At 58.0% G+C, this 26,853-nt stretch carries 17 protein-coding genes; 4 read left to right on the plus strand and 13 right to left on the minus strand.

Annotated features, from left to right (window positions below):
• Nucleotides 1-111: 111 nt before the first annotated feature.
• The 4 genes from DMP17_RS01900 to DMP17_RS01915 all read right to left on the minus strand — a co-directional run bounded on the left by DMP17_RS01900 (nt 112) and on the right by DMP17_RS01915 (nt 4,459).
• Complete coding sequence (locus tag DMP17_RS01900) at nt 112-2,535, minus strand: TonB-dependent receptor (RefSeq protein ID WP_337827392.1); 2,424 nt, start codon at nt 2,533-2,535, stop codon at nt 112-114.
• Between the two features lie 106 nt (nt 2,536-2,641).
• Nucleotides 2,642-2,821, minus strand: coding sequence for a YezD family protein (locus DMP17_RS01905; protein WP_337827393.1), 180 nt, complete (start codon nt 2,819-2,821; stop codon nt 2,642-2,644).
• Between the two features lie 184 nt (nt 2,822-3,005).
• Nucleotides 3,006-3,704: an RBBP9/YdeN family alpha/beta hydrolase gene (locus DMP17_RS01910; RefSeq protein ID WP_337827394.1), complete on the minus strand. Its 699-nt coding sequence runs from the start codon at nt 3,702-3,704 to the stop codon at nt 3,006-3,008.
• Between the two features lie 194 nt (nt 3,705-3,898).
• Nucleotides 3,899-4,459 (minus strand): TetR/AcrR family transcriptional regulator, encoded by a 561-nt coding sequence (locus tag DMP17_RS01915; protein WP_337827395.1) that lies wholly within the window; start codon nt 4,457-4,459, stop codon nt 3,899-3,901.
• 70 nt (nt 4,460-4,529) lie between these two features.
• Between DMP17_RS01915 and DMP17_RS01920 the strand changes: the two genes are divergently transcribed.
• Nucleotides 4,530-4,748 carry a hypothetical protein gene (locus DMP17_RS01920; RefSeq protein WP_337827396.1) on the plus strand — a complete coding sequence of 73 codons (219 nt, stop codon included), beginning with the start codon at nt 4,530-4,532 and terminating at the stop codon, nt 4,746-4,748.
• A gap of 239 nt (nt 4,749-4,987) precedes the next feature.
• Here the strand turns inward: DMP17_RS01920 and DMP17_RS01925 are convergent, their stop codons facing one another.
• From DMP17_RS01925 to DMP17_RS01935, 3 genes are read right to left on the minus strand one after another with little or no spacing between them, the layout of a single operon-like run.
• Complete coding sequence (locus DMP17_RS01925) at nt 4,988-6,463, minus strand: efflux transporter outer membrane subunit (protein WP_337827397.1); 1,476 nt, start codon at nt 6,461-6,463, stop codon at nt 4,988-4,990.
• Between the two features lie 2 nt (nt 6,464-6,465).
• Nucleotides 6,466-8,061, minus strand: coding sequence for an MDR family MFS transporter (locus tag DMP17_RS01930; protein ID WP_337827398.1), 1,596 nt, complete (start codon nt 8,059-8,061; stop codon nt 6,466-6,468).
• Nucleotides 8,058-9,323, minus strand: coding sequence for an HlyD family secretion protein (locus DMP17_RS01935; RefSeq protein ID WP_337827399.1), 1,266 nt, complete (start codon nt 9,321-9,323; stop codon nt 8,058-8,060). The genes DMP17_RS01930 and DMP17_RS01935 overlap by 4 nt, the downstream gene beginning before the upstream one ends.
• 568 nt (nt 9,324-9,891) lie before the next feature.
• Here DMP17_RS01935 and DMP17_RS01940 point away from each other — a divergent pair.
• Nucleotides 9,892-10,056, plus strand: coding sequence for a hypothetical protein (locus tag DMP17_RS01940; protein WP_337827400.1), 165 nt, complete (start codon nt 9,892-9,894; stop codon nt 10,054-10,056).
• A gap of 175 nt (nt 10,057-10,231) precedes the next feature.
• Here the strand turns inward: DMP17_RS01940 and DMP17_RS01945 are convergent, their stop codons facing one another.
• Together DMP17_RS01945 and DMP17_RS01950 are read right to left on the minus strand one after the other, a co-directional pair.
• A complete protein-coding gene (locus DMP17_RS01945) occupies nt 10,232-11,902 on the minus strand; it encodes an MFS transporter (protein WP_337827401.1) in 1,671 nt (556 codons plus the stop codon).
• 51 nt (nt 11,903-11,953) lie between these two features.
• Nucleotides 11,954-13,384: a DcaP family trimeric outer membrane transporter gene (locus tag DMP17_RS01950; RefSeq protein WP_337827402.1), complete on the minus strand. Its 1,431-nt coding sequence runs from the start codon at nt 13,382-13,384 to the stop codon at nt 11,954-11,956.
• 209 nt (nt 13,385-13,593) lie between these two features.
• Between DMP17_RS01950 and DMP17_RS01955 the strand changes: the two genes are divergently transcribed.
• Nucleotides 13,594-14,226 carry a response regulator transcription factor gene (locus tag DMP17_RS01955; RefSeq protein ID WP_337827403.1) on the plus strand — a complete coding sequence of 211 codons (633 nt, stop codon included), beginning with the start codon at nt 13,594-13,596 and terminating at the stop codon, nt 14,224-14,226.
• Here DMP17_RS01955 and DMP17_RS01960 read toward each other — a convergent pair.
• Together DMP17_RS01960 and DMP17_RS01965 are read right to left on the minus strand one after the other, a co-directional pair.
• A complete protein-coding gene (locus tag DMP17_RS01960) occupies nt 14,203-17,550 on the minus strand; it encodes a hybrid sensor histidine kinase/response regulator (protein ID WP_337827404.1) in 3,348 nt (1,115 codons plus the stop codon). The genes DMP17_RS01955 and DMP17_RS01960 overlap by 24 nt on opposite strands.
• A gap of 95 nt (nt 17,551-17,645) precedes the next feature.
• Nucleotides 17,646-19,544 (minus strand): isoaspartyl peptidase/L-asparaginase, encoded by a 1,899-nt coding sequence (locus tag DMP17_RS01965; protein ID WP_337827405.1) that lies wholly within the window; start codon nt 19,542-19,544, stop codon nt 17,646-17,648.
• Nucleotides 19,545-19,802: 258 nt separating this feature from the next.
• On the opposite strand from DMP17_RS01965, the gene DMP17_RS01970 reads away from it, so the two are divergent.
• Complete coding sequence (locus DMP17_RS01970; RefSeq protein WP_337827406.1) at nt 19,803-22,586, plus strand: TonB-dependent receptor plug domain-containing protein; 2,784 nt, start codon at nt 19,803-19,805, stop codon at nt 22,584-22,586.
• A gap of 86 nt (nt 22,587-22,672) precedes the next feature.
• Here the strand turns inward: DMP17_RS01970 and DMP17_RS01975 are convergent, their stop codons facing one another.
• Both DMP17_RS01975 and DMP17_RS01980 read right to left on the minus strand, forming a co-directional pair.
• On the minus strand, nt 22,673-23,143 hold the full coding sequence (locus DMP17_RS01975; RefSeq protein WP_337827407.1) for a hypothetical protein: 471 nt from the start codon (nt 23,141-23,143) through the stop codon (nt 22,673-22,675).
• Between the two features lie 219 nt (nt 23,144-23,362).
• Nucleotides 23,363-26,638 carry a TonB-dependent receptor domain-containing protein gene (locus DMP17_RS01980; RefSeq protein ID WP_337827408.1) on the minus strand — a complete coding sequence of 1,092 codons (3,276 nt, stop codon included), beginning with the start codon at nt 26,636-26,638 and terminating at the stop codon, nt 23,363-23,365.
• Nucleotides 26,639-26,853 lie beyond the last annotated feature (215 nt).

Below are 26,853 nucleotides of genomic sequence, written 5' to 3' on the forward strand. Positions count from 1 at the left end.
GTGGCATTTGCGTCAGCAAATGACGGAGGGGTGACACCCTATCGATAGCATGACACCCCTCCGTCTTGCCCTTGCGGGCAATCCACCTCCCCTTGCAGGGGAGGATTTAATTCAAAACCGCACTTTCACCGTGCCGCCCCACGTCTGCGGGTCGCCGGGGAGGCCTACGATCAATCCCGTATTGCCGGGCCCCACGCTTAATTGCTCCATATAATTGCGGTCAAACGCATTGCGCACCCACAGATAAGCGTCCAGCCCGTCCCCGGTGCGGAAACCGCCGCGGAAATTGGACAGCGCATAGCCGTCTATCCAAGTATAGGCCGAAGGCGTCGGGTTGGACGAGAAATCCGAGCGGTAATTGCCGTCATAGCCCAGATAAAATTGACCGTCCTTGCCAAGGAACTTGGCGGGCACATTGGCCTCCGCCCCGAACGAGAAGGCCCATTTGGACACGCCGGGGAGCCGCGCGCCGGAAATGTCGCAATTGGGCGGGCTGTTGCTGCCACCCGACAATTCCGGCGGGCAGGGCGCATCGACAAATTTCACATATTTGGCATCGGTATACGCGCCGTTGACATAAGCATGGAAACGCGCGCTCGGTCGCACGCTAAAGTCGGCCTCGACCCCTTGCGTGCGCACCTTACCCGCATTGGCAAGATAGCCGCGCAGCACGCCAAATTGGCCGTTATTCACATTGGCCTGATAATTTTTAATGTCGGTGCGGAAGGCCGACAGGTTAAAGGTCGCGCGGCGATCCCAAAATTCGGTCTTTGCCCCCAGTTCGAAATGATGGACCGATTCCGGCTTGACCGTCGCGGCGGCAAGGATGGGATTATTGCTCGCATCGGACGGCACGCCATTCTGGTTGATGCCCCCCGATTTGAAGGTCTTGGCATAGGTTGCATAGAAAAGAAGGTCGCGGTCCGGCTTATAGGTTGCGGTGAGGTCATAGCTGAAATTCCAGTCGCTAAAGGTCGGGGAAATTTCCTGCGGCGCGAACACGCCCAGCCTTGCGAGCGTCACCGCATCGGTCGGGCCGTAAACCACCGGCGACCTGTCGCCTGCAAACACCCGCCGCTGGTAAAAGCCTTTCTTCTTGTCATAATTGACGCGGATGCCGGGCTGGATAGAAAAATGGTCGCTCACTTTCCACGTCGCCTGCCCGAACAGGGCAAGGCTGGTATTTTTCAAATATTGCGTGTTGATCGCGGTCAGCCCGTCCAGCACCGACGGGTCGTTCGCGAGCGCACTGGACGGATTGAGCGTCCAGCGGCTGGAGGCTGGCCCATGCGCTTCGGTCCCTTGCGTGTCGATGCGCTGATAATAGGCAAAGCCGCCCACGACAAAATCGAACCGGTCGGCGCTCACATTATAGCGCAATTCCTGCGTATATTGTTTTTGCTGTGAAGGGTTTTGCGATTTCGTGACGATAGGCAAAGCGGTAAAGTCGCGGTCATTTTCCGGTTGCCAATCCCAATAGCGCCACGCGGTGACCGACGTCAGCGTGCCGGGACCAACATCCCATTTGATGCGCAAAGCCGCGCCGCCAATTTCATTGCCCGCATTGAGGTTGGCATCGAGATCGGTCAGGCGATCATAGGGGTTGCGGCTCACCACCTGATAGTTTTGCGCGGCGGCCAAAGCTTCATATTGGCGGTTCAAAGGCCGCTGGGTCGCGCCGGTGCGGACAAAGACCGACGAGCAGCACACCGCATCCTGCTTATTATAATCGCCCACTAAAGTGATACTGAGATTATCGGTCGGCTTCCATAAGAGCTGCCCGCGTATCCCGATATTATCCTGGCTCTGTGTCCAGCGGTCGGTCGCGACATTATAGATGGTGCCGCGCCGACTGGTCGCCGAAATCGCCACGCGCGCGGCGAGCGTATCGGAGAGCGGTCCCGAAATCGCCGCCTTGGCTTGTTTGAAATTCAGATTGCCGATGCTGAGTTCGGCCTTGGCTTCGAAATCGAAGGTCGGCTGGTTGGTGGTGATATTGACCGCGCCCGCCGTGGTATTCTTGCCATAAAGCGTGCCCTGCGGCCCGCGGAGCACCTCGATTTGCGCAACGTCGAGAAAGTCGAACGTCGCGGACGCCACACGCGAATAATAGACATCATCGACATAGATGCCGACGCCCTGTTCGATGCCGTCATTGGTGAGGCCGAACGGCGCGCCGATCCCACGAATATTGACCGCAGAGTTACGCGGGTTGCTCGTATAAAATTGCAAGGTCGGGGCAAGCTGTTGCAAGCGCCCGACATTGAACGCGCCGGTGCTGTCAATCTGCGCCCCGCTCACCACCGAAATGGCGATCGGCACATTTTGCGCGGTTTCGGCGCGGCGGCGGGCGGTGACGACAATGTCGCTTGCTTCGGTGTCGCCTGCTTCGGTGTCGGGCGCTTCCGTTTCGGGTGCAACCACTTCAGGCGCGCTGTCAGCAGGAGTGTTGGGGGTAGAATTTTCCGCCCTTACGCCGGACGCGCAAAAGGCAAGACTGGCCGCCCCGGCCAGCCAGAGGGAACGTGCGATCATCAAAATTTTCCTTTTGTGACGAGATCGCAGCGTTTCCGGTGGTCCGGTCAACGGTGCTGATTGGGGATAGGCGCGCCGTTATCGGTGGCGGCGGGAAAGTTGCGGCTCAGCTAAAGTTGAGCCGCTTCTTTTCGGTAATGTCGATTTGCACGACCCGCCCTTCATGGACGGTGAGCGCAATATTACCGAAGCTGAGGTTCAACAGCGCATCGCGGACATTGGCGAGGCTCTGGTCAATATGCCGGAGCGTATCCGACGAGATCGGGCGGGGGATCGGCGCGTTCATCTTAACGGGCCTTCCATCGGTTCGACAGGTCTGCGCGTTTCATAGGCTCTCCTTCATTGGCTCTATCTGTTGTCCGGCTTATCGCTATACTCAAGTAATTTAGTTGACAATAAACTTATCCTTATGCGCGGGCAAATCTGGCTTTTGCCTTAGGGCTGGCCAAGCTGCCCGCTCATATGTTCGGTTATCCCGTCAGGGGCACAGGCGCCCTGTGGACAGCATTGCGGCCATCGCTGACCCCGTGCGAGGAGGGCCAATGCTGGTGCGGGGACAGTTCAGCGAGCGGCGGCGGCACCGGCGCATGGCTTGCCACGAGTGCTGCGAGTTGTTGTCCTTCCTCCCATGCGCCCAATCCGGTTTCGGTGTTGATATGGCCAAGATAGCCGCCATCGACAAAGCGGCTCCCCCAAAAGCCCGCCAAGGCCCGCGCGCGGTCAAACTGCACATAAGGGTCATTGCGGCTCGCGACGAGGATCGAAGGGAAAGGCAAGATCGCCTTGGGCGTCGGCCCGAACGAGGCAAGCCGATGGTCGGTGGGGAAGGCATCGACTTCGGGCGGGGCGACGAGCAGCGCGCCTGCTACCTTTTGTGTGACCTCTTCGTCCGCGAGCGCCGCCCACCATGCGACCGCGTGGCAGCCAAGACTGTGCGCCACCAATATGAGCGGGCGTTCGGCGTGTGTGACCGCCAGATTGAGCCGCGTCACCCAACTGTTGCGGTGCGGCTGTGTCCAGCTTTCCATATTGACGCGATAGGCATGGGCGTGCTGCTCTTCCCACAGGCTTTGCCAATGGGCAGGGCCGCTATTGTCGATCCCCGGAATGATCAGCATGACAGGGCTATTGGCCGTTTCCGGCGCGCTTGCGGTTTCAAATATCGTCATCGTCCATACTCCTTCAAAAAAAGGGTTCTGGCCGGTCGACTCTGTTTACGTCCCGACAGCAACAAACTATTTCAACAATTTTAATTGAGAATAGGCTTGCGCCCACCCGAAAGAGTTTTTCGGCAGGTTGAAATCGGGACGCGAGGGGGCCGGACGCGGTGTGGCGCGGAATAAATGCGGGTGAAATGCGTGTCTTAGCGCGCGGTAAAAGCGTCGAGCATCAATCCGATAAAGCGCGTCGCCCAGCGATATTGGGCGTCGGTATCGAAAGGCTTGGCGCAATCGGTAACGCGCGCATGGCCGATAACGCCTTCCAGCATGAAGCGCGCGGCTTCTGGCACATCGGTGATGCGCAATTCGCCGCGGCTATTGGCGGCGCGCATCAAATCTTCGGCGCGCTCGAACGCAGTTTCGAACGCCCATTGCCGCACCGAGGCTTCCCCGGCATTGCCCTCATGGTCGAGCCAATCGACCAGCCGGTCCATCAACCGGCCTTCGGGTGACAGGAAGGTTTGGAGGATCTGGATCGCAAGGAAGGGCATGACCTCCTTGAACGGCTTTTCACCGGCGGAGGCGGTAATTTCCATCTGGCGCTGCTCGATGCGATGCTGGAGCAAGGCTTGGAGGAAAGCGCGTTTATTGGTGAAGCGCGAATAGATGGTCGGTTTGCCGACGCGGGCCTTGCGCGCCAGCTTGTCGAACGAAAAACCGTCAAAGCCGTGCGCGAGCAGCAAATCCCAACCGGCTTCGAACATATGTTCGGACAAGAGTTCGGCTTCGGCTGCGGTCGGACGACCGGTGCGCGCGGGTTTGGACAGGATGCGCTTGGAGGATGCCGGTTTCGGGGAGGATGTTTTTGAAGGGGCCAGTTTTGAAGAAGCCGCCTTTGCCGGGACTCGCTTGGACGGCGCGCGGCTGCGCGGCGACGCGGCTGGCGGCATGGGACGTGCGGACGGCTGGGCCGGAGCGGCTTCCTTAGTGCGCGACTTTCCGTTTGACGGCGGCAAGGGTGTTTCTATTTTTTTCATGCCGCTTTTTCAATGATTTAACTGCATTTTTGGTCGCCTTGTGGACAGGGCATGACATGGTCAACCCTTCCTGATAGGCGGCCAAAAAACGCCGGACAGCGTTGTTCAGCAAACTCATCCCTCACATCCTCACCATATTGCCTGACGCTTTTGCGCTTTTCGGCAATGATCGGATGAAAGGATGCCCCAATCGGACGAGATGTCAAGGGGCTTGCCTTTTGCTGCGGGCCGATGACCGGCGCTCCACCAAGCATTTTAGTCGCTTTTTCTTGAGCTTATCGTCGGGGCTTCCCACCCCAAGCCCAGCGCCTTTTGCACTGCGATATAGTCGCTGGTAAGTTCGGCGCGCGCATTGATCGCGGCCATTCCGGCCTGAATCCGCTGGCGTTCGGCGGTGAGCGCATCGCTGGTGCCGATGGTGCCAGCCCGCGCCCGCTGGCGCTGCAATTCGGTCGCGCGCGCCGCTTGCGCTTCGGTTTCAAGCGCCTTGGCTAACTCCACACGGTCGCTGCCGAACCGGGTGAGGGCGTTTTCGGCGTCGGTCAGCGCGCTCAACACTTTGGCGCGATAATTGGCCTCGGCTTCGGCATAAGCGCCTTTGCTCGCGTCAATCTTCGCCTCGGTGCGCCCGCCGTCGAACAGGTTCCAGCTAATGCGCGGCAGCACAAGACCGAGCAAATTACTAGGGTTCAGCATATCGCCCACCGACGTGCCGCCCATGCCGAGCATCCCCATAAAGCTTATCTTGGGAAATTTCTCCGCAATCGTCGCGCCGACATCGGCATTGGCGGCGACCATTTGCCGCTCTGCAATGCGGATGTCGGGCCGGTTGCGCAAAAGCCGCGCCGGATCGCCAATCGCAACCTGCGCAGGCGGCAAGGGGATGGGTGCAGACGCCGCAAGATCAGCATCAAGCGCGCCGGGCTCGCGTCCGGTCAGCAGCGCAAGCTGGTCCTTCAATACGGTGATTTCGGCGGTGGTCGACGCAATCTGCCCGTCCGTCTGGGCAGCCTGTCCGCGCACCTGATTGAGCGGCTGTTCGGGCGCGGTGCCGCGCGTCAGGCGTTGGCTGGCAAGGCTCACCAACTGGCTATCCACCCGCTTTTGCGCTTCAAACTCTGCCAAAATCGCCTGCCGTGCGCGGATGCCGACATAGGCGCGCGCGACTTCGGCGGAGAGCGATACTTGCGCGTCGGCAAGGCCCGCTTCGGCGGCTTGCGCCTTGGCTGATGCCGACTCGACCTTGCGCCGCGTGCCGCCGAACAGGTCAATCTCCCACGACGCATCAAAGCCGAGACTATATTGCTGCACATCCAACCGCTCGTCGCTTTGCCCCTGCTGCTGGAGGAACGGATTGTTCGGCATATTGAGGTGCGGGGCCGAAACCGACGTGCCGATGGTCGGCACATTGGCGGTCTTGTTCGCCGCCAGCCCCGCGCGCGCTTGCGCAATTTTGGCATTGGCTATCGCGATATTGGGAGACCCGGTGATCGCATCATCGACAAGGCGGGTGAGCAAAGGATCGTTAAGCTGCTCCCACCAGCGCGCCACCGGCGCATCGGGCACGGCTTGACCGGCACGCAGGAACGCGCCGCGCGCTTCTGCGCTCGATGCGGTTTGCGGCGGGCCTTGATAGTCGGGACCGACCGTGGTGCAGGCGCTGACGCTTGCAAGCAGCAGAATAGCGGCGGCGGAGCGCAGCGACGGGTAAGAAGAGGGCATAATATTCATCCTCAATGCATAGCCATATTGACCTGCCCCTTGGGCAGCGGTTTCAAAAGAAGTACGAGCGGCAGCACCACGGCAATCCCGACCGTCAGTGCGAAAAATTCATCGTTGAACGCCATCACCAGCGCATCGCGCGTGACCATGCCGTCGATCATGCGATAGGCCGCCGCCAAGCCTTCGGGGCCACCGCCATATTGCATCGCCATGCCCTGAACCTGTTCCTGAACCGCTGCGTCATTGGCGGAAATCCCGCTATGCAGCGTCCAGCGATGATATTCCCATCTTTGGTCTTGTAAGGTCGCGAGCAGCGCCAAGCCGATGGAGCCGCCAAGATTACGCGCGGCGTTGAACAGGCCGGACGCATCGCCCGCTTCGTCCATCCGCACCGCGCTGATCGCGGCCTGGTTCAAAAACATCATGCCCAGCACCTGCCCGAAACCGCGCAGCAATTGGGAGTCGGTGAAGTCGCTCCCCGTTGACCCTGCGGTGAGCGTGGTGTCGATCCAGCAGGACAAGGCCATCACGATAAAGCCGACCATCACCGCCAGCCGCAAATCGACATAGCGGATCATTAACGGCACCAGCGGCATCATCATCAGAGCGGGGATACCGGACAGGAACACGACATGGCCCGCCTGCATCGCATTATAACCGGCTATCGCGGCCAGAAATTGCGGGATGACATAGGAGGTGCCGTAAAGCACCGCACCCAAGATAAGCGCCAGCACAAATACGGCGGCAAATTCGCGGTTTTTGAGAAGCGCGAGTTTAATCACCGGCTTTTTGGCGAAAAATTGTCCGGCGGCGAGCAGGATGAAACCCACAATCGTCATCGCGGTTAACTGCCAGATCAAAGGCGATTCAAACCATTGTTCGCGGTGGCCTTCTTCCAGCACGAGCGTCAAACCGCCCAAGCCGATCGACATACCCGCAATGCCGAGCCAGTCGGCATCGACCAGCTCGTCGAGCCGCATCTTGTCATTGGGCAGGCCGACAATCAGCAGGCCCATCAGCGCCAGACAAATCGGCACATTGACGAAAAAGGCATAATGCCAGCTAAAATTTTCGGTGAGCCAGCCGCCGACCAGCGGCCCCATCACCGGCCCCAAAATGACCGTAGCACCGAACACGGCGGTGCCGATCGGCTGTTGCGAGCGCGGCAGCCTTGTTGCGATAATCGTCATCGCGGTCGGGATCATCGCGCCGCCGGTAAAGCCTTGGCCGATACGCCCGATAATCATCGTGGTTAGATCGGTGGACAGGCCGCAAATCACCGAAAAAACGGTGAATAGCGCGGCGGCAGCGAGCAGGAAGCGGCGCAAACCGAATACGCGCTCCAGCCAGCCGGTGAGCGGAATGACGACAATTTCCGCGACCAGATAAGCGGTCGCAACCCATGTGCCTTCCGATGCTGACGCGCCGATTTCGCCTTGAATGGTCGGCAGCGATGCGTTGACAATCGAAATGTCGAGCGTCGCCATGAGCGAGCCGATAGCGCCCGCCGCAACGCCGAGCCATGCGGTCACATCCGCGCGTTCCTCGGTCGGCTTGGCGGGCGGAGACGCATCCGTCCCCGCCTCCATTGTGGCGGCCTTGCTCACTTGGCCGCTCCCGCTTTACCTTCCTGTTCGCGCCGGATTGCTTCAAGCGCGCTCTTGGCGGTGCGGGTGTCGACCTTCACCTCCAATGACAGCCCGGGGACCAGCACTTTGCGCGATTCCGGGCCTGCATTAAGCTTGATACGGACGGGGACGCGCTGGACGATTTTGGTGAAGTTACCGGTCGCATTTTGCGGCGGGATCAGCGAGAAATTTGCGCCCGTGCCCGGTGTGATGCTGTCCACCACGCCCTTGAATTCGACATCGGGCAGCGCATCGACAGAAATGGTCACCGGCTGTCCGACGCGCATCAGGCCGATCTGCGTTTCCTTGAAATTGGCTTCGACATAAAGATTGCCGGTCGGAACAATGGTCATGAGCCGCTGGCCGGGTTGGACAAATTGGCCGACGCGCACGGTCGAACTCGCAACCTTGCCGCCCACCGGCGCGGTGAGGCGCGTGGCATTGAGGTCATTGGCGGCGGCGCGGCGCTGCACTTCGGCGGCGCGGATTTGCGCGACCGATTGGCCGCTCTGCGATTTGATGGAAGAGATGCGGCGCTGGGCGGCAACGACCGAGGCTTCCTTGGCCTGCACATCGGCCAAGGCTTTATCGCGGTTCGAAATCAACTGGTCGAGCGCCATTTTCGGCTCTGCGCCAGTCGCGACGAGCGGGCGGTAGCGCGCAATCTCGCCGTTAAGGAAACTCACATCGCGGCGGGCAGCGGCGACCCCGGCCTGGGCTTGACGCACACCGGCTTCGGCCTCGCCAATGCTGGACAACGTAGCGGCTTCGGTGGCGCGGGCGACGTCGATTTGCGCGGCGGCTTGGTCGATGCGCGATTGATAATCGGTGGGGTCGACCTCGACCAGCAAGGAGCCGGGGCTGACTTGCTCATTATCGGCGACATTGACGGCCTTCACATAGCCGCCCAGCTTGGAGCTTACCGCAACGCCATCGGCGCGCACATAAGCATCGTTGGTTGACTGCATATATTGGCCGACATTGCGGTAGTCGATATAGGCATAACCGCCATAAAGCAGGCCGCCCGCCAGCAGGGTCAACAGGACCGGCGCGAGCCAGGGGCGCTTTTTGGCGGGGGCGTCATCATCGCCATCATCGCTGTCATCATCCACATCGAGCATGGTTTCATCAGCCGGTCCGGCGTCAGTTTCCGCCGTGGTTGCGGCGGAGGATTTTGCGGGCGCAGCGTCACGGACAGCTTCGGTGTCGTCATGACCGGCGGCGGGCGTTTTGTCGTTCATAAATTCATATTCCCTGAAAGAACGAAACGGTATCGTTTAGTTATTCGCGAGCCAGATAAGCGTCAGTGCGCGCCCGGTCAAGTGTGAATTATGCAACCGCGATTGCATCCGCGCGACAATGCGGCGCTTCGGCGTTCAACACGGAAACTATGATGGAGTTCCAACCGTTTGGCGTTTTGGATCGATGGGGTCGATATGCTTCACGCAGAGACGCATAGGGCGCGGAAGTTTGAAGTAAGGGGGCACGCGGAGGCGCGGAGACGCGGAGTTTTTTTGATGCGGAGGTGCGCTGCATAATTGGGATGGGGAAATGGGGGGAGTGAAATATATATTGTTCGAGCAATTAAAATCGCTGAAAATTATATTAAACCCGTTCGTCCTGAGCGGCCCTTCGGCTATCGAGAAGATGTGTATCGAAGGACCGGTTTAAACCTCGGCTCCTTTGATACGGCTCTACGAGCCTAGTCAGGACGAACGGATTAAATATTGCCTGTCCTACGTCCGGCCCGTTTGCCAGCCTTGCCGTGGAATCGGTTTAGCCGTTGCACGCAACTATCGGGGAAAGGACATGAATATGCAGGTGAAACCGGAACGGGGCGCCCGAACGACACCACAATATATGGGGGTTCGCAAATTTGGCGATTTGCCCGAACTTTGCGAAGCTAAGGGGGTGTTTTCGGCAGAATTGCAGGAGTTTTATATTCCGTCGTGCAAAGCACAACATGTTGATTAAGCCATGCTGCTTGGCGCCCCCTTCCAAGCGTGCGGCGCAAAAAAAACGCCCCGGCCCCATCCTTTCTGATGAAGGATGATCGCCGGGGCGGGGCCCGAAGGTGGGGGCGTTGGGGGTGCCCCTTCTGGATAGCTGCGCGCCCGGCGGGGTTTGGTCCGCCGGGCGCGGCTTGGTCTTAATCGTCAATATTGCGGCGGAAGGTTTCCGGCAGGAAGATGAGGCCGACCACCACGGTCAGCGCCGCAATCACTATCGGATACCATAGGCCGTAATAGATATTGCCGGTCGCCGCGACCATCGCAAAGGCGATTGTCGGGAGGAAACCGCCAAACCAGCCATTACCGATATGATAGGGCAAGGACATTGATGTATAACGGATACGGCTGGGGAACAGTTCGACCAGCATTGCGGCGATCGGCCCGTAAACCATCGTCACCAACAGGACGAGATAGAAGAGCACTGCAACCACCATCGGCTTGTTCATCTGGTCAAGGTCGGCCTTGGCCGGATAGCCCGCTGCCTGGAGCGCGCCCTTGATTTCGCCCTGGAAGCTCTTGATCGCGGCGGCCCGCGCTTCGCCCGTCACTTGCGACGGATCGGGCGCGGTAAAGCTTTGGTCACCAATCTTCACCATCGCAATGCTGCCCGCAGGAGCTTCGACATTATTATAGCTGATCGCATTTTTGGCGAGGAAGGATTTGGCAATATCGCAGCTTTTGCTGTCAAATTTATTGCGACCGATCGGATCGAATTGCACCGAACAATCCGCATCATGGGTCACAATCGTCACAGGCGATGCGGCTTCTGCGCGGGCGAGCGCAGGGTTGGCGGCTTGCGACAACATATGGAAGGCGGGGAAATAGGTGAGGGCCGCCAAGGCACAACCGAACAGGATGATCGGCTTGCGCCCGATCCGGTCCGACAGCCAACCGAAAAAGACAAAGAAAGGCGTTGCGAGAGCGAGCGCAATGGCGATCAATATATTGGTCGTCGCGCCATCCACCAGCAGCATTTTTTCAAGGAAGAACAAGGCGTAAAATTGGCCGGTATACCAAACCACCGCTTGGCCCGCGACCGCGCCGAGCAAGGCGACCAGCACCCATTTGGCGTTTTTCCACTGGCCGAAAGCTTCGGTAAGCGGGGCCTTCGATGTTTTGCCTTCTTCCTTCATCTTGAGGAAAACGGGGCTTTCGGCAAGCTGCATACGGATCCACATGGAGACACCCAACAGGATGATCGACACGAGAAACGGAATACGCCAGCCCCATTCTTTAAACGCTTCTTCGCCAACCAGCGTGCGCGTGCCGATGACCACCAGAAGCGCGGCAAACAGGCCGAGCGTCGCGGTCGTCTGGATGAAGCTGGTGTAAAGGCCGCGCTTATTATTGGGTGCGTGTTCGGCCACATAAGTTGCCGCCCCGCCATATTCGCCGCCCAAGGCAAGGCCCTGGATAATACGCATAAGGACGAGAAGGATCGGCGCTGCGACCCCTATCGAGGCATAAGAGGGGAGGAGGCCGACAACGAAGGTCGAAAGCCCCATCAGGCCCATCGTCACAAGGAAGGTATTCTTGCGCCCGACAAGGTCGCCGATGCGCCCGAACACCAGCGCGCCAAAGGGCCGCACGGCAAAGCCTGCCGCGAAAGCGCCGAGGGCCAGAATGAAGCCGGTGGTTTCATTGACACCCGAAAAAAACTGGGCGGTGATAATTACGGCCAAAAGCCCGTAAAGGTAGAAATCATACCATTCAAAAACCGTACCCAGCGACGAGGCGGTGATCACAAGCTTTTCGCTTTGTGTCGCCTCGTGATGCTTGGGCAGGCCGTCATCATGTACGGTAGCCATGCACGCTCTCCTGTTGTTAAGGCCCGATATATGCGGCCTGTTGCTTATGGGTTAGAAATTATATTTGGCGGCAAATTCGAGCCGGTTGAGCTGGCCGCTCAAACCATTGACGAGGATGCGCTCGCCGTGGCGATATTCGACGCCAAGGTCGATGCTGGGGACAGGCGACCAGAACAGGTTGCCCGCGACACTCCACGCTTCCTTGTTGAAGGCGTTGAAGTAACCCGCGGCGAAATCGTCGGGATAATAAGCCTTTTGGTAACTCGCCATGAGGTTGGAGCGCAGCGTCGGCGTCCAGCCCAGCCGCACCGCAACGAAGGCGGCGAGATTATCGACCTTGTGGAGCTTACCGGTCGCAGGCACCCAGATCGCATCGGGCGCGAAATTGAGGCCGACATAGCGGCCGATGCCGCTGCCATAAGTGGCCATGAAGCGCACATCATAGCGTTTGTCGGCGTCGAGATAGATTTTGCCGCCAAGGCTTGCGCCATAAGCGGTGCTGCTGTCACCCAAAGCTCCGTCATCGACCGACAGGCGACGCACAAGGCCTGCGAGCGACAATTCGCCAAATGCGGCATTATGCTGCAACCGCGCGGCAAAATCGGGGAGGCTGTCATCGTCATTTTCGACCAAGGCGGGGCTAGCATTGGTGGACGATGCGGTTTCGGCATTTTCGACCGACAGTTGGAGCGTGGTCGCCTTGCCGTTGAACGGAATGGAATAGCGCACCAGCGGCTGGCGCGAAAAGACCGTGCCTTCGGTTGTGCCCACAAAATCGGTCGATTCCGGCAGAGCGCCGACATATTGGAAGGTCGACCAGTCTTGCCCCACGGTCAGATTATCAAACTGGACAAAGGCACGGCGCAGCGCGAGATTATAGCCATTGGTCGTGCGTTCCGACCCTTGGGTGCCGGTCGCAGTCTGGAAATCGGTTTCGACATAGCCTTTGACGCTATGCCCCGCAATCTGCGTATCCATGCTGAGCCACAGGCGGGTTTGTTTGGCATTGAAATCATTATCGGTGGATTCGCGCGTGCCGCCGACGGGAATGGATTGCGGCAGATAGAAATCGCGGCCCAGCGAATTGCCCGCCACAGCGCCATCATCCCACCGGCTGAAGGTCGCGGTGGTCTTCAAAAAGCCTCCGATTTTGATGCGGGTTTTGCCATTGCCGACGGTGAAGCCGTCTTGCGGCGGGGCGGCGGCGAGCGCAGGGCCGGGAGCGTTTGCGGGTGCGGGGGAAGGCGCTGTGGCCAGTTCGGCGGTGCGGGCTTCAGCGCGGGCGACGGCGGCCTTCAACTGGGCATTTTCAGCGCGGCTGCTTTCCAGCTCGCCCTGCATGGTGCCGAACGCGCGTTCCAATGCTTCGATGCGCGCTTCAAGCTGTTGCTCCTTGCTGGTTTGCGCGAGTGCGCTGGCGGGGATCAAGGCCAATGCCGCGACCCCGCCCATAAGGCCGTTTTTCAGGATGTTTTTCATCATATCTCTCTCCCGTATCGCCGTGGAGCGTGCGCTTGGGGGGAGGCCGCATCCACTTTTCGAGACAGGCAGCATCGGTCGGACGGCCGCATAATAACAGCCGGACATAGGTCGTAGGCGCTTACGACTTAGGTAGGGGGTGCGGACGAACGCGCGGCGGCATAATTTATAGGGGACGCTTTGTAACAAAAGCCTTATATCTGGACATCCATATGACCGACACGATCCTCATTGCGGACGACCATCCCTTGTTCCGGCAGGCGATTGCGCTTGCGGTCGGACGGGTGCGGCCGGATGCGCTGATTGTCGAGGCGGGGACGCTGGCGGCGGCGGCCCGCTCGGCAGTCGAGGCGGCGGATCTGAAGCTCATTCTGCTCGATCTTAAAATGCCGGGCGCGGTCGGCTATTCGGGCATTGCGATGCTCCATGCCGAGCGGCCTTCGGTGCCGATTCTGGTTGTCTCCAGCGTCGAAGGCCATGCCGCTGCCGACGAAGTGCGCGCGTTCGGCGCGATCGGCTTCCTGCGCAAGGACAGCGATCTTGCGACCATTGAAGCCGCGATTGCCGCCGCGCTGTCGGGGGCCGCGCTCGCGCCGCAACAGGCGGGCGAGGATGCGCCGCTGGAGACCATCCGGCAGGAAGTGGCGGGCCTCACGCCGATGCAGCTTAAAGTGCTGCTCGCGGTGCTGGACGGCCAGCTTAACAAACAGATTGCGCACAGCCTTGGCATTAGCGAGGCGACGGTCAAGGCCCATATGACCGCGATCATGCGCAAGCTGGACGTGCGCAACCGCACACAGGCGGCGCTGGTCGCGCGCTCGTTAGGGCTGGATTTGCGCCACTGACAGTCGCGCCAGAAATGCGTCGATGAGCGCGGGCGAGACCGGCTTGGCCAATATGTCGATGCCCAAGGCTGCGGCGCGCTGGCGGATAGCGACATTGGTTTCGGCGGTAATCAGGATGGCAGGAAGCGCGGGATAGCCCGTACGCACTTGCTCGACCAAACTCAGCCCGTCTTCGCCATGATCGAGATGATAATCGACCAGCATCGCATCAATGCGCGTTTCGGCAAGCCGCGCCAATGCGCCCGCATAGTCGCCCGCTCCATAAGCGCGGTGGCCAAGGCGGGTGAGGAGCGCAAGGCTAGCTTCGACGATGCGCGGATCATTATCGACCACCAATATAGCGAGCCTTTGCGCTTGGCCGGTGCTTTGGCCGGGCGGTTCGTGTGTGCGTTCGGGGCGGCCTTCAAAGGCAGGGAGATAGAGGCTGAACCGGCTCCCCATACCCGGGCGTGAGGCGACATCGATGCGGCCTCCCAATAGGCGCACAATCCGGTCACACAGCGCAAGGCCAAGGCCGATGCCTTCCACCTCCACTTCGCCCAAGCGCACAAATTCGTTGAAGATGCTGCCAATCTTGTCCGGCTCTATGCCAACGCCGGTATCTACCACATCAATGCGCAATTGGTCGCCGCGCCGCCTTGTGCCGATGAGCACACCGCCGCTTTCGGTATAACGCACCGCGTTCGACAGGAAATTCTGCATGACCGAGCGGAATAGGCCGGGGTCGGTGAAAAGATGTCCGCTTAACGGACCGACTTTGAGGTCCAACCCTTTGGCCGCCAGCATCGGCCTGAAACTTTCCGCCATATCGGTGAGGAAGGGTGCGAGCGCGAGCGGTTCGGGCTGCGGCTCCACCCCGCCTGCATCAATACGCGAAATATCGAGCAGCGCCTTCAGCAAATCTTCGGCCGCAATAATCGCATTATCGACGCGCTTCACCAAAGGCCGCGCGCTGTCGGATACATCACGTTCCAACGCTGCTGCGAATAAGCGCGCGGCGTGGAGCGGCTGGAGCAAATCATGGCTGGCAGCGGCGAGAAAGCGGGTCTTATCCTGTGTCGCGCGGTCAAGCTGGCGGTTGGCTTCGCTCAAGGCAAAGGTGCGTTCGGCAACCCGTTGTTCCAACCCTTCCAAAGTGCGCTGCAATTCGTCGCGGATTTCGACATCGGCGGTAATGTCGGTGAAGGACATGATATAGCCGCCGCCCGACATCGGGCCGCCGACCGTTTTGATAACGCGTCCGTCCTTGCGGTGCCGTTCAAAACTATGGTCAAGCCTCCGCCGCAAATGGCTGAGCCGCTTTTCGATATGGAATTCTATATCGCCCGCGCCGAAATCGCCGCGCAACGCATTGTGGCGGATAAGGTCTGCGACCGGCACCCCGACGCGCACCAGTCCCGGCGGATAATCGAACAATTCCTCATAGCGATTGTTCCACGCGACAAGGTTCAATTCGGCATCAACCACGCTGATGCCCGCATCCATATTTTCGAAGGTTTCGTTGAGAAGCTGGCGCGAAAAACGTAAGGATTGCGCGCGTTCGTCCAAAAGCCGCGCGACCGCCTGCAAGCTCATCTGCCCGCCTTCAAGCGCCGAGGCGACGAGCGAGCGGGCCGATGATGCGCCCACCACGCTGGCGATGAGCTGCCGTGCGCGATGGGCCGATTTACCATCAACCGGAACGCCGGTGCGGACCTTGGGGAATTCATGGTCGGCCCGCTCGCGCCCGACAAAGCTGGCAGTGAGCTGGACAAGATCGTTAAGGTCGGTAACCTTGCGGTCGGGCCACAGCAAGCGGGGCAGGGGATTGCCTTGTGCCTTGCGCGCCGCGACGAGCGCCAGCACCGCAATATTGGCGCCAAGACTCCACAAGACGCCATGCACAATGGGCGTGGCTTGGCCGATGCCGAACAGGCGCAGCGGGTCCATCGCGGTTCCCGACAGGGTGGCCATCCACTCGGTTGGCAGGATAGGCGGCAGCGCGAGCGTATAAATCCACAGGATAAGGCCGGTCACAAGGCTGGCGCGGGCGGCGAGCGGATCGCGGTGTGCGCGGTTGGTAGCGAGAATGAGATGCGGGGTGAACTGTGCCATCGCGGCAAAGGCGACCAGTCCGATGGAGGCAAGCGATTCCATGGGCGACAGCAGTAACGCCCATGTCAATGCCAGCCCGATAATGCCGATAATCGACAGGCGGCGCACGCGCAGCATCCGCCGTCCGATGGTGCCATCTGCCGCGCCCGACCCTTGTTTCAATACCGTCGGAAAAATCAGGTCGTTCGACACCATCGTTGCAAGTGCCGAAGAATCGACAATCACCATCGATGCTGCTGCGCTAATCCCGCCCAACAGCGCAATACCGATAATCCATTGCTGGCCCGCCGCCACAGGGAGTTGCAGCACATAAAGGTCGGCGGTCACCGGACCGGTGAGCGGTGCACTCCCCGCCAAGGCTATCGGCAGGATAACCAGCGCCATAATCGCCAGATAGGCAGCTAGTCCGAACCGTGCGCGCACCAGATCATCGGGCTGCTGCGCTTCGGCAAGGCCCATATAAAATTGGCGTGGCAACACGATAATCGCCATCGCCGATATGAGGCAGATCACGAAAAATTCCAGCGATAATCCTGACGGGTGGAAGGTTTGCGCAAATATGCTGCGCGCCATGTCGGCGGTGACGGGTGGCGCGCTAGCGAGCATGGTTATGGCAAGTGCGCCGACCAGTAACAGCGCGGCGATTTTGACGACCGATTCAAGCCCGATGGCCGCGAGCAAGCCTTCGCTGCGCCCGGCCAGCTCAAACCGCCGCGCGCCGAACAGGATAGAGAAAAGCGCAAGAATGAGCGCGGCGGCGACCATTGCGCTGGTGGCCACCTGTCGCCCCGAAACCGCCGTCAGTGCGCTCCCGATCGAACGGAATTGCAGCGCAACATAAGGGACGGTGCCGAGCAGCGCGATAATCGTCACCAGACGCGCGACAATTACATCATGGCCGAACCGCGCGGCGATAAAATCGGATACGGTGGTGGCCTGTTCTTCGGCGACCGCATGGGACAGGCGGCGCAAAAATTTGGGCGCGCCGACCAGCAACAGCACGGGCGCGAGATAGATAGGCAGGTACAGCCAGCCATCACGCACAGCGCTCCCGACCGCACCGTAAAAGGTCCAGCTTGAACAATAGACGCCCAGCGCGAGCGTATAGGCAAGGTGGCGCAAGCGCGGACGTTTGCGGAATTCTTCGCTGCGCGCTTCGACCAGCGCCGCCACCATGAACAGCACGATAATCATGACGAGCGCCAAAATGATGGACGAATTGAGACTCATGCCTTGACGCCTCTCCCCCTAACTCTCCTTGCGCGCGACCGTAACGCGCGGGATGCGAAGCGCAATATTCTTATTGGCGACGATTGACGGGGATTTTACGGGCGTGGGGCAGGCGCGGGCGTGATTTTCTCGTCGGCATAAATGGCGGTGCGGCGCGGACTGGTTGCGCTGACCGCGCCGCGATACATGCCCAGATCATTGATCGCGAAGGCCGGTCGGCCCGCAGCATCCATCGCTATCAAGCCACCATCGCCGCCGATGGTGCCAATCGCCATGATTGTGTCATAGCCTGCGCTGTCAATATCCTGACGACGCCACATCACACGGTCGCATAGCTGGCGGCCTGCGCTTTCGCGGATGAAATATTCGCCCGACCCTGTGGCCGATGTCGCACACACACCATTGCGTGCATAAGTGCCTGCGCCGATTACCGGTGAATCGCCAATGCGGCCCCAGCGCTTACCGGTCATGCCGCCGGTCGATGTAGCTGCGGCCATATTGCCCATATTGTCGATCGCAACCGCGCCGACCGTGCCGAACAAATGGGTGGGGTCAAGGCTTGCGCGATTATCCTTCTTCCATTTTTGAAGCTGTTGCCAGCGTTCATCGGTGCGGAACCATGAAGGGTTTACTTGTTCCAGCCCTTGCTCGACCGAAAAACGGTCCGCGCCATCGCGCGCGAGCATGACATGGCGCGATTTTTCCATGACGGTTCGGGCAAGGCTGATGGGGTGCCGGGTGCGGGTGACACCGGCAACCGCGCCTGCCTTCCTCGTTTTGCCGTCCATGATCGACGCGTCGAGTTCATTCTTGCCCTCGGCGGTGAACACCGCGCCGCGCCCGGCATTGAACAGGGGATTATCTTCCAGCACGCGCACGGTTTTTTCAACCGCATCCAGCGCGCTGCCGCCTTGGCGCAATACCGCTTCGCCAGCCGCGAGTGCCTCGTCGAGCCCCTTGCGGTAGGCTGCATCTTTTTGGGGTGTCAGGTCCTTGCGGTCGATAGTGCCGGCTCCGCCATGAATAGCGAGCGACCATTGTTGGTCGCCGACCAGCTTGCCGCCTTCAACGCGGAAACTGCGGGTGAAGGAAGGGTTGGCAACCGTCAGCCGCTTCATGTCGATACTGGAGCGTACACTAATACCGGTGACGCGCACTTTGGCGAGGTCGAGCGGCGCGTCTTCGCGCGGAGCGGCGGGCGATACCGGGCTTACCAGCCATGCGCTGCCGCCATTCATACTGAAAATCCGACCAAAGCCTTTATCGTCGATGACAAGCGCGGTTTCCTCATCGACACCAATGCCGGTGACGGACGGAGAGCTTGTGCGATTCATGCTATTGGCTTTGGTAACAAAGGCGATCAATCGCCCCAGCCGGTCGCGTGCAGAAAAATGGCTGTCGGTGATGATATGGTCCATATAGGGCAGGCGGAACAGGCCGGTCTCGATGGTGACTTTGGAGCCGAGCGGATCGGCTAATGCCTCTTCGCTGGTGATGCTACCACCGTCCATCGCGCCATAAAGATATTCGCCTTGGACCGCCAAGCCCGCGCTGGTGCCGCCCAATGGTTTGCCTGCCGCGACATGACGGTTGATGAGGTCGGCAACCGCTGTGCCTTTCCAATAGCGCACATAATTGGCCTGATCCCCGCCGCCCAAAAATAAGCCGTCTGCGGCTTTGATGGCAGCAAGGACATTCTTGTCAGTCGATGCCTTGCGGTCGTTGAACACAAAGGTGCGGACCGACTGGACGCCGCCAATCGTGTGATAGATTTCCTCGCCATTCTGCCCTTCACCAGACGCGCGCAACACGACGATATGCCCGCCGCCCGCGCGGTTGATGAACCATCGGAACGCATCATAATCCCACTCGCCGCCGCCCATGAGCATGAGGCCGCCCGATGGTTTGTGCGGGCGTTTGGCGCGCGGATTGCCGACCACATATTCAGCATAGCCTTGCTGGGCCTGCACCGCGTTTGCCGCGCTGTCCGTCACTGTTCGCGCCTCTTGCGCATAAGCAGGTTGACCAAGCGCAATTGAGGCAACCAGAAGGGCACAGTATAGAGGCGACAAAGCGGGCAAGCGGGGCATCATATTTTCTCCGGAAGCGTGAAAATCTATGGGATCATCCCATCGCTAAAAAGCAACATAATTACAATGGAAATTAACCTGTAATAATTTGATTGCAATTTTTGGGGAAGTGGCGTTCTCATTCCTCCAATATCAAAAATAGAGCCGGGGAGTTAAGAGGAAATGGCAAAAAGATTAAATTTGTCCGGATATTTACCCGAAAAAATCAAAGGTGCAGCCCTTGCTTTGGCAGGGGTGAGTCTGGGCAGTTTGGCAACGGCCGCCGCCGCCCAAGAGGTTCCTGACCCGCCCGCTTCAACCGCGCCGCAGGAAGAAAGTGACGCTATCGTCGTCACCGGATCGCGTATCCCGACCATCAAGGACCAAGGCCCGTCGCCTGTCACCGTGGTTGATGCCGATTCTATCCGTGCCAACGGCTATACCAGCGTCCCCGACCTGTTGAGCGCGATGACGCAAAATAGCGGCGAAACCCAAAGCCCGCAGTCCGGGAGCAGCGCCGACTTTACGCCGGGTGCGCAGCAGGTCGATTTGCGCGGGCTTGGTCCAAACCATACGCTGGTGCTGGTGAATGGGCGCCGCATCGCGGACTTCCCGCTTCCCTATATCGGGCGCAGCAACTTCACCGATATTTCCAATATTCCGGTGAGTCTTATCGAGCGCGTCGAAATTATGAGCGGGGCGGGTTCGGCCATTTACGGGTCGGACGCAATTGCGGGTGTCGTCAACTTCAAGATGAAGGAGAAACTGGACGGGGTCACACTCGATTACCGCCACGGCCGCACCGAACATGGCGGCGGCATGTCGCACCGCTTCACCGCGACCGCAGGCTGGTCAACCGACCGCTTCAACATCGCTGGCGGCATCGAATATCTCGACCAGCGCCCGCTTTGGGCTTACCAGCGCGCCATTCAGGACAGCACGGACGACAGCCCCAGCGCATCGACCGGCATCCCACGCCGCACCTTCCTGCGCATCGACGAAAATGTTGATTATATCGCCCCACCTGCGGGGGCTTGCGAAGCAATGGCGGGCCTCAATGGCGGCAGCATGGAACTCGCCTTCCGCCCGCGCTATGGCTATTATTGCGGCAGCCGCACCTCGATCGGCTACGGCACAATCATATCGAGCCGCAAAGGCTTTAACAGCTTTGGCACCCTGTCTTACGAATTGTCGGATAATGCCAAATTATTCGCCGATTTCCAGCTTGGTATCAGCAAGGTCAAGCTGATGTATGACACGACAAACTGGGCGTTCGAGCAGGAATCGAGCAGCGCGGACAATTATTTCTTCAACGCCTTTACCGGCCAGTTGGAGGATTGGTCGCGCCAGTTCACGCCTGAAGAAACCGGCGGGCTGGAAATGCAGCGCAGCAAGCAGATTACGTACAGCATCACGCCGGGCATTCGTGGCACATTTGGCGGAAGCTGGGATTATGAGCTGTCGTTCAACTATAGCCGCTATAAATCGACCGTGCGCTGGCCGCAGATTATCAATAGCAAGGCGCAAAAGCTGTTCTTGGGCGACCGGTTGGGGATTGATCCGGACACCGGCTATCCGATCTATAATGCCGACCCCGCACGGCTCTATCGCCCGCTCACACCGGCCGAATATGACAGTATTTCGGCGGACACCGTCTATAAGCCGGTAAGTTGGACCAGCAATGCGCAGGCAACGGTATCGAACACATCTTTGTTCGAATTGCCCGCTGGTCCAGTAGGTTTTGCCGCAGTCGCCGAATATGGCAAGCAAGGCTATAATCTCAACCCCGACCCGCTGGCACTCACCGACTATTATTATAGCTGGAAAGATAGCGATGGCGAAGGCAAGCGCAGCCATGCGGCTATCGGCGGCGAAGTGCGTGTGCCGGTATTGAGTTTCCTCACGCTGACAGGGGCAGGGCGCTATGACCATTTCCGCTTTGCCGGACGCGGGGTCGGAAAATTTACCTATAATGGTGGCGCGGAACTGCGTCCGACCGATAGCATCCTCATCCGCGCAGCCTATGGGACCGCCTTCCGCGCGCCCGACCTCCATTATATCTTCACCGGGCCGGGCAATGTCGAAGGTAGCGTCAACGACTATATGCTTTGCGCGAAAGAAGGGCAGGATATTGACGATTGCGATTATGCCGACACCGGCGTCATCGTAAACCGCAACGGCAACCGTTTGCTAAAGCCCGAAACCGGACGCAGCCTGACCGCAGGCTTTGTCTTTTCACCGTCGCGCCGCATCCATCTTTCGGTCGATTATTTCCGCGTGACCTTGAGCAATCAGGTAACTGACCTCAGCCTAGATACGCTCGCGCGCACCGAAGCGGATTGCAGCGGCGCGTCGCCGTCAATGGATCCGTCCTCGCCCACCTGTCAGGATGCGTTTGACCGTATCAGGCGGTTCGGGGCAGGCACAGCGCGCGAAGGAGAGATTGAGGCGATCCGCATCAACCCCGTCAATATCTCGCGCGAACGCACCAGCGGCATCGACTTTTCCTTCCGCGGCACCTTGCCCACGGAGATCGGCGATTTCACGCTGGCGCTGGGCCACACCCACGTCATCAACCATAAATACCAGCAATATCCGGGCGATGCCTATATCAACAAGCTTGCGGTCGATAGCGGCTATTATACCCCGCGCGACAAATCCAATGCGAGCCTCAGCTGGAAGAATGACGGGTTGCAACTGACCGTGTCAGGCACGCGTCTTGGCCGCTTGCCCAATTATGACGAGGATGCGTGGATCAAGGCGAGCTATTTGTTCAACACGACCCTGCAATATGATTTCACCGATCATTTCCGGGGATCCATCACGGTCAAGAACCTCACCGACAAAAAACCGGTCAAGGACGACACCTGGTCCAGCTATCCTTATTATAATACAAGCTGGTATGACAGCATCGGGCGCAGCGTGTTCCTGCAACTCACCTATAAGCTGGGCGGCCGCGCGCTATAATTGCGGCCAATATTAAACTAGTGTTAGAGCGCAGGACATAAAAACGGGCGGGGATATGATACCCCCGTCCGCCATAGGATCAGGATTTAGCTTACGTTCAATCCGGGAATATTGATTTCTGCATTAAGGATCGTGCAGGTTTGATGGGTAGGATCAACCGGCGGCAATGTTTTATTGGTGATGGTCAGAATTTTGGTGCTGTTATTCCAATCCCCAATAACCGTACCATAGCAAGGCTCGTTCATGATGGTATTGGCACCCAAGGTCAGCGACAATTTGGTTGCGTCGCCCGGAACCACTGCCATGCTCCAAGCCCCATGAGGCACAACCACAATGCAACTCGCGTCGCCGGGCGTGATGCTACGGCTACTGATCGGCTTTGTTGTGGTTCCGGCATCAGCCGAAACGGTAACATCGCAATTCAGCGTAGTCGATTGGCTTAAAGTAGCATAGCCATTACCGGTTACTGCCGCGTTCGACATTGTCTGCGCGGACGCAGCCGTTGCCATAGCGATCGAAATGGCAGAGCCGGTCAAGATTTTTGTAAGACCTTTCATAAAATCATCCTTTTTGAATAACAAAAGTTTTAGAAACGGAGACTAACTTTGTCTCCGTATATATAGACGCGATGGCGGAGAAAGAGGGGGGATGCCTAATCAAATTTTTTTGATATTTTTTTTATTGTCTTGAAATCAAATAAAAAAGAAAGGTTGTTACCGTGATTTTCATGACGGTAACAACCTTAGGCGGGAGAAGATTGTTGATATTAAAGGAAATTAAAAGCGGACTGATGCGCTAAACCCGATAATACGGGGGTCCAATGTAAAAATATTGGTGCTGAGACCGGTATCATCGCTGTTGGTGAAGGTTCCGGTGATCGGCGCTTTATCGAATATATTTTTCACATAAGCCTGGAGCGCAAAATCGCCATCGCCTCTCGACAATGTGACGGCCAGATTGGCATTATCCCATGCTTTGAGCCTGTCATATTCTGTATTGAATACGCGTGCGAAGCTTTTGTCCTGCCGGTAATAATCGCCGCGGAACGTCAATTTCCAATCGCCCCCTTCCAGAAAGACGCTATATTGGGCCCCCACATTGAACGTATATTTGGGGGCATTGGGCAATTCATTGCCTTCCAGATTGGCATAAAAGCCCCGTCCGCCATTGGGCGCATCGGTCAAAGGATTATAGGTAAAACCGAGCATGAGATCATAACGGTAAAATGGGGCGACATTCGGAAGATCGGGGTTGAATGTCCCGAAGCGCGCAGCGCCAGCACATAGCGCGGACAACATCAACAGCTTTTGTTCGTCCGAAGCGGTATATTGAAGAATGGCTTCAACATGTTTTTTGGGTGCGATACAATTTGACGGCACCTGAATCCACGGTCGCAAGACCATCCAGTCGGGATTGCCCTGGGTGCGGTCCATCACATCAATTGATTGGGCACCTTTGCCGATGCGGGTTCGCAAAAGCCCCAAAGTGGCATCGAGGCGGAAATTTCGCGACGGACGCCATGCCGCTTCCAGTTCCAACCCCCATGTCGATGCATTGAAATTTTCGTTCAAAGAGATGCGGTCGACAATCTGGGAAACTTGGTAATCTTTATACATATTGTAAAAGGCCGAGGCATTGAGGGTGAACCGTCCCCCGTCAAAGCTGTTCTTGCTGCCGATTTCAAAAGCCGTCACATATTCGGGACGGAATGTTTCGGGTAAGGGCTGATATTGAATGACTTTCGGATTAATGTCGGCGCGCGGCGGGTTTGCGCCGCCGCCTTTATATCCTCGTGAAATGGAAGCATATAAGAGGCTGTCATCGGTAAAGGAAAATCGCGGTTTCCAATCCACCACAAACCGGCCGGTGAAGGCGCCCCATTTCTGGACAATGTCGGGAAGATTGTGAAAACCGCGCGTGATAGAGCCGCCGGACACCGGGCCGGGGAGATCGGGAATGCTTTCATGCGCACCGAGCAAAAGCTGACTTGGCACCGGCGTCGCAATTTTTTTGTCGTGGGTGTAACGCAGTCCTAAAGTAAATTTCAAATCCTCATTGGGTTGCCAGTAAAATTCGCCGAATAAGGCTTGTGATTTTGTCCGTACCGGATTTTTGCTACGGAAATAATTATGACCATCTTCGGGGCCTTGGCCAATGGGGTTGGGATCAACCCAAAGACAATCCGGTCGTCTCCCTCCCGGTTCGCCGCAATTTTTCGTTGCCATCCCGCCAAAGAAACCATTGTCCCTGTTATAATTATATTGGGCGATAAAGGTGAACAGATTATTATATACAAAATAATCATCCAGAGATTTAAAATCGAGATAATTTGCGCCCAGATTAAAATTGAACGGACCATCGAACGATGATTGCAATCGTAATTCTTGCGACCATTGCCGGTTATCGGACCGGCTAAGATCGGCGGATAAAATACGGTTGGAAGCGCCCAATTGGGGGTCGGTGAATATGCCACCAGGCGTGGGTCCGGGAGTAGTAACCGGTACAAATCGAAATATGTTACTGCTAAGAATGGATGAATCATTGAATACCGGGGCAGACAGGAACCGGTTATAATCTTGCGACGAATAATATTGATCTTCGGAATAAGCGGTCTGGGAAATTAATTTTAGATTATCGCCTAATCCCGCCTCCATATTCAACTGGAATACATCATTATTGGCCCGGAAAACCGGATCATAGCTTGTTTCGATTTCCCTTAAATTCCGGGACTGGACCACATTGCCATAAGGGTCGGTTCCACGGTTAATCGGAAAAACCAAATTTCGCAGCGCGTCTGGGTCGCGCCCCATGCCCATATTGATTTGCAGATAATAAATATAGGCCAGCGATGCTCCGTTCGGCGCGCCAAAGGCTGCGTCGTCATAAAGCGATGCGGGCTTACACCCTTGGCTGAAACGGTTTTGCAGGAAGGGGGAAATGGCGGTGCCGTTCACTTCGGTCAAGCCGGGGTCGCGCGTACAAAGCTGTTTGCCTGTGCGCGAGCGGTTGTCATCCTCTTCAAAATGCTGCCAGATGAAATTTGCTTTGAAACGGTCGCTCGGTTCCCATGCGATCGTCGCACGCGTGGACCATAAATCGCGCCCGTTCACATGTTTTTGGGTATAGGTGTTATAATCAAAGCCCTGACGCTTGGTCATCGCGCCCGCGACGCGCACAGCCAGCGTATCGCCGAGGGGGAGGTTGACCATGCCCGACAGGCGGCGGGTTTCATAACTGCCTACCTCGCCCTTCATGTCCGCTTCAAAGCGGTGGCTGGGCAATTCGGGCAGGACATTGACGACGCCAGCCGTCGCGTTGCGGCCATAGAGTGTGCCTTGCGGGCCGCGCAGGACTTCGACACGCTGGAGATCGAAAAACTCCGCTTCGAACAATCGGTTGCGGATGAGCGGGGTGTTGTTGAAACTGACCGCCACCGCCGGGTCATTCGACGCCGATATGGCCTTGGTGCCGATCCCGCGGATAGTGAAATCATATCCGCTGAAATTGCTTTTGGAAAAATTGACGTTGGGCACGGCGCGGACAAGTTCGGACCCGCCTTCAATCTTGTGGTCATCCAGCCCCTGCGCAGAAATGGCGGTCACCGCGATCGGGACGTTTTGAAGCTTTTCCTCTTTCTTTTGCGCGGTGACGATAATGTCTTCGCCGCTATCTTCCATCGGAGCGCTTGCCGATTCCGGAACGGGCGGAGCCGTTTGTATTTCGGCCGCACTGGCCTTTAAAACGACGACATAAACATTACCATCGCGGCGGAAGCTTAGCCCGCTGCCATTCAATAGCGTGCGCAATGCCGCATCGGGCGCGGCAACCACATTGATTTTGGCGCTGCGCTTGCGTGCCGTGAGGTGCGCGTCAGCCATGATGGTGATTTTACCCTGCCGCGCAAATTCGCGCAGAGCCGTATCAAGCGACTGTGACGCGATATTGAACCTCACCCGTTCTTGCGCCTGTGCCGGTGTTGCGATTGTGACTGCACATATTAACGCAGTGCTCGCGAATAATTGCCGCTGAACACTGCCCGCCCAATTTGCCATTTTTAGGTCCTCCCTATTTTGTCAGGTTGCCAAACGGCACATTTTGTATCCGTCTGACCCCCTATAAGACGCATTGCAATCAGGAGGGGGGGGATCGTTTTTTAAAAAAATTTCACTTTTTTTTATTTTGTCGGGCCCTTGGTTTGGACACTGATGTCAATTTCCGAAATATTTCAAAAGGAAAGGGCGCGTCGCATAATGCGGCCCGCTATTAA

It is taken from the genome of Pseudonocardia sp. TMWB2A (assembly GCF_017312135.1).

Coding starts and splice junctions, on each gene's coding strand:
- DMP17_RS01900 (WP_337827392.1), bottom strand. CDS start 2,535: ATGATCGCACGTTCCCTCTGGCTGGCCGGGGCGGCCAGTCTTGCCTTT.
- DMP17_RS01905 (WP_337827393.1), bottom strand. CDS start 2,821: ATGAACGCGCCGATCCCCCGCCCGATCTCGTCGGATACGCTCCGGCAT.
- DMP17_RS01910 (WP_337827394.1), bottom strand. CDS start 3,704: ATGACGATATTTGAAACCGCAAGCGCGCCGGAAACGGCCAATAGCCCT.
- DMP17_RS01915 (WP_337827395.1), bottom strand. CDS start 4,459: ATGTTCGAAGCCGGTTGGGATTTGCTGCTCGCGCACGGCTTTGACGGT.
- DMP17_RS01925 (WP_337827397.1), bottom strand. CDS start 6,463: ATGAATATTATGCCCTCTTCTTACCCGTCGCTGCGCTCCGCCGCCGCT.
- DMP17_RS01935 (WP_337827399.1), bottom strand. CDS start 9,323: ATGAACGACAAAACGCCCGCCGCCGGTCATGACGACACCGAAGCTGTC.
- DMP17_RS01940 (WP_337827400.1), top strand. CDS start 9,892: ATGAATATGCAGGTGAAACCGGAACGGGGCGCCCGAACGACACCACAA.
- DMP17_RS01945 (WP_337827401.1), bottom strand. CDS start 11,902: ATGGCTACCGTACATGATGACGGCCTGCCCAAGCATCACGAGGCGACA.
- DMP17_RS01950 (WP_337827402.1), bottom strand. CDS start 13,384: ATGATGAAAAACATCCTGAAAAACGGCCTTATGGGCGGGGTCGCGGCA.
- DMP17_RS01955 (WP_337827403.1), top strand. CDS start 13,594: ATGACCGACACGATCCTCATTGCGGACGACCATCCCTTGTTCCGGCAG.
- DMP17_RS01960 (WP_337827404.1), bottom strand. CDS start 17,550: ATGAGTCTCAATTCGTCCATCATTTTGGCGCTCGTCATGATTATCGTG.
- DMP17_RS01970 (WP_337827406.1), top strand. CDS start 19,803: ATGGCAAAAAGATTAAATTTGTCCGGATATTTACCCGAAAAAATCAAA.
- DMP17_RS01975 (WP_337827407.1), bottom strand. CDS start 23,143: ATGAAAGGTCTTACAAAAATCTTGACCGGCTCTGCCATTTCGATCGCT.
- DMP17_RS01980 (WP_337827408.1), bottom strand. CDS start 26,638: ATGGCAAATTGGGCGGGCAGTGTTCAGCGGCAATTATTCGCGAGCACT.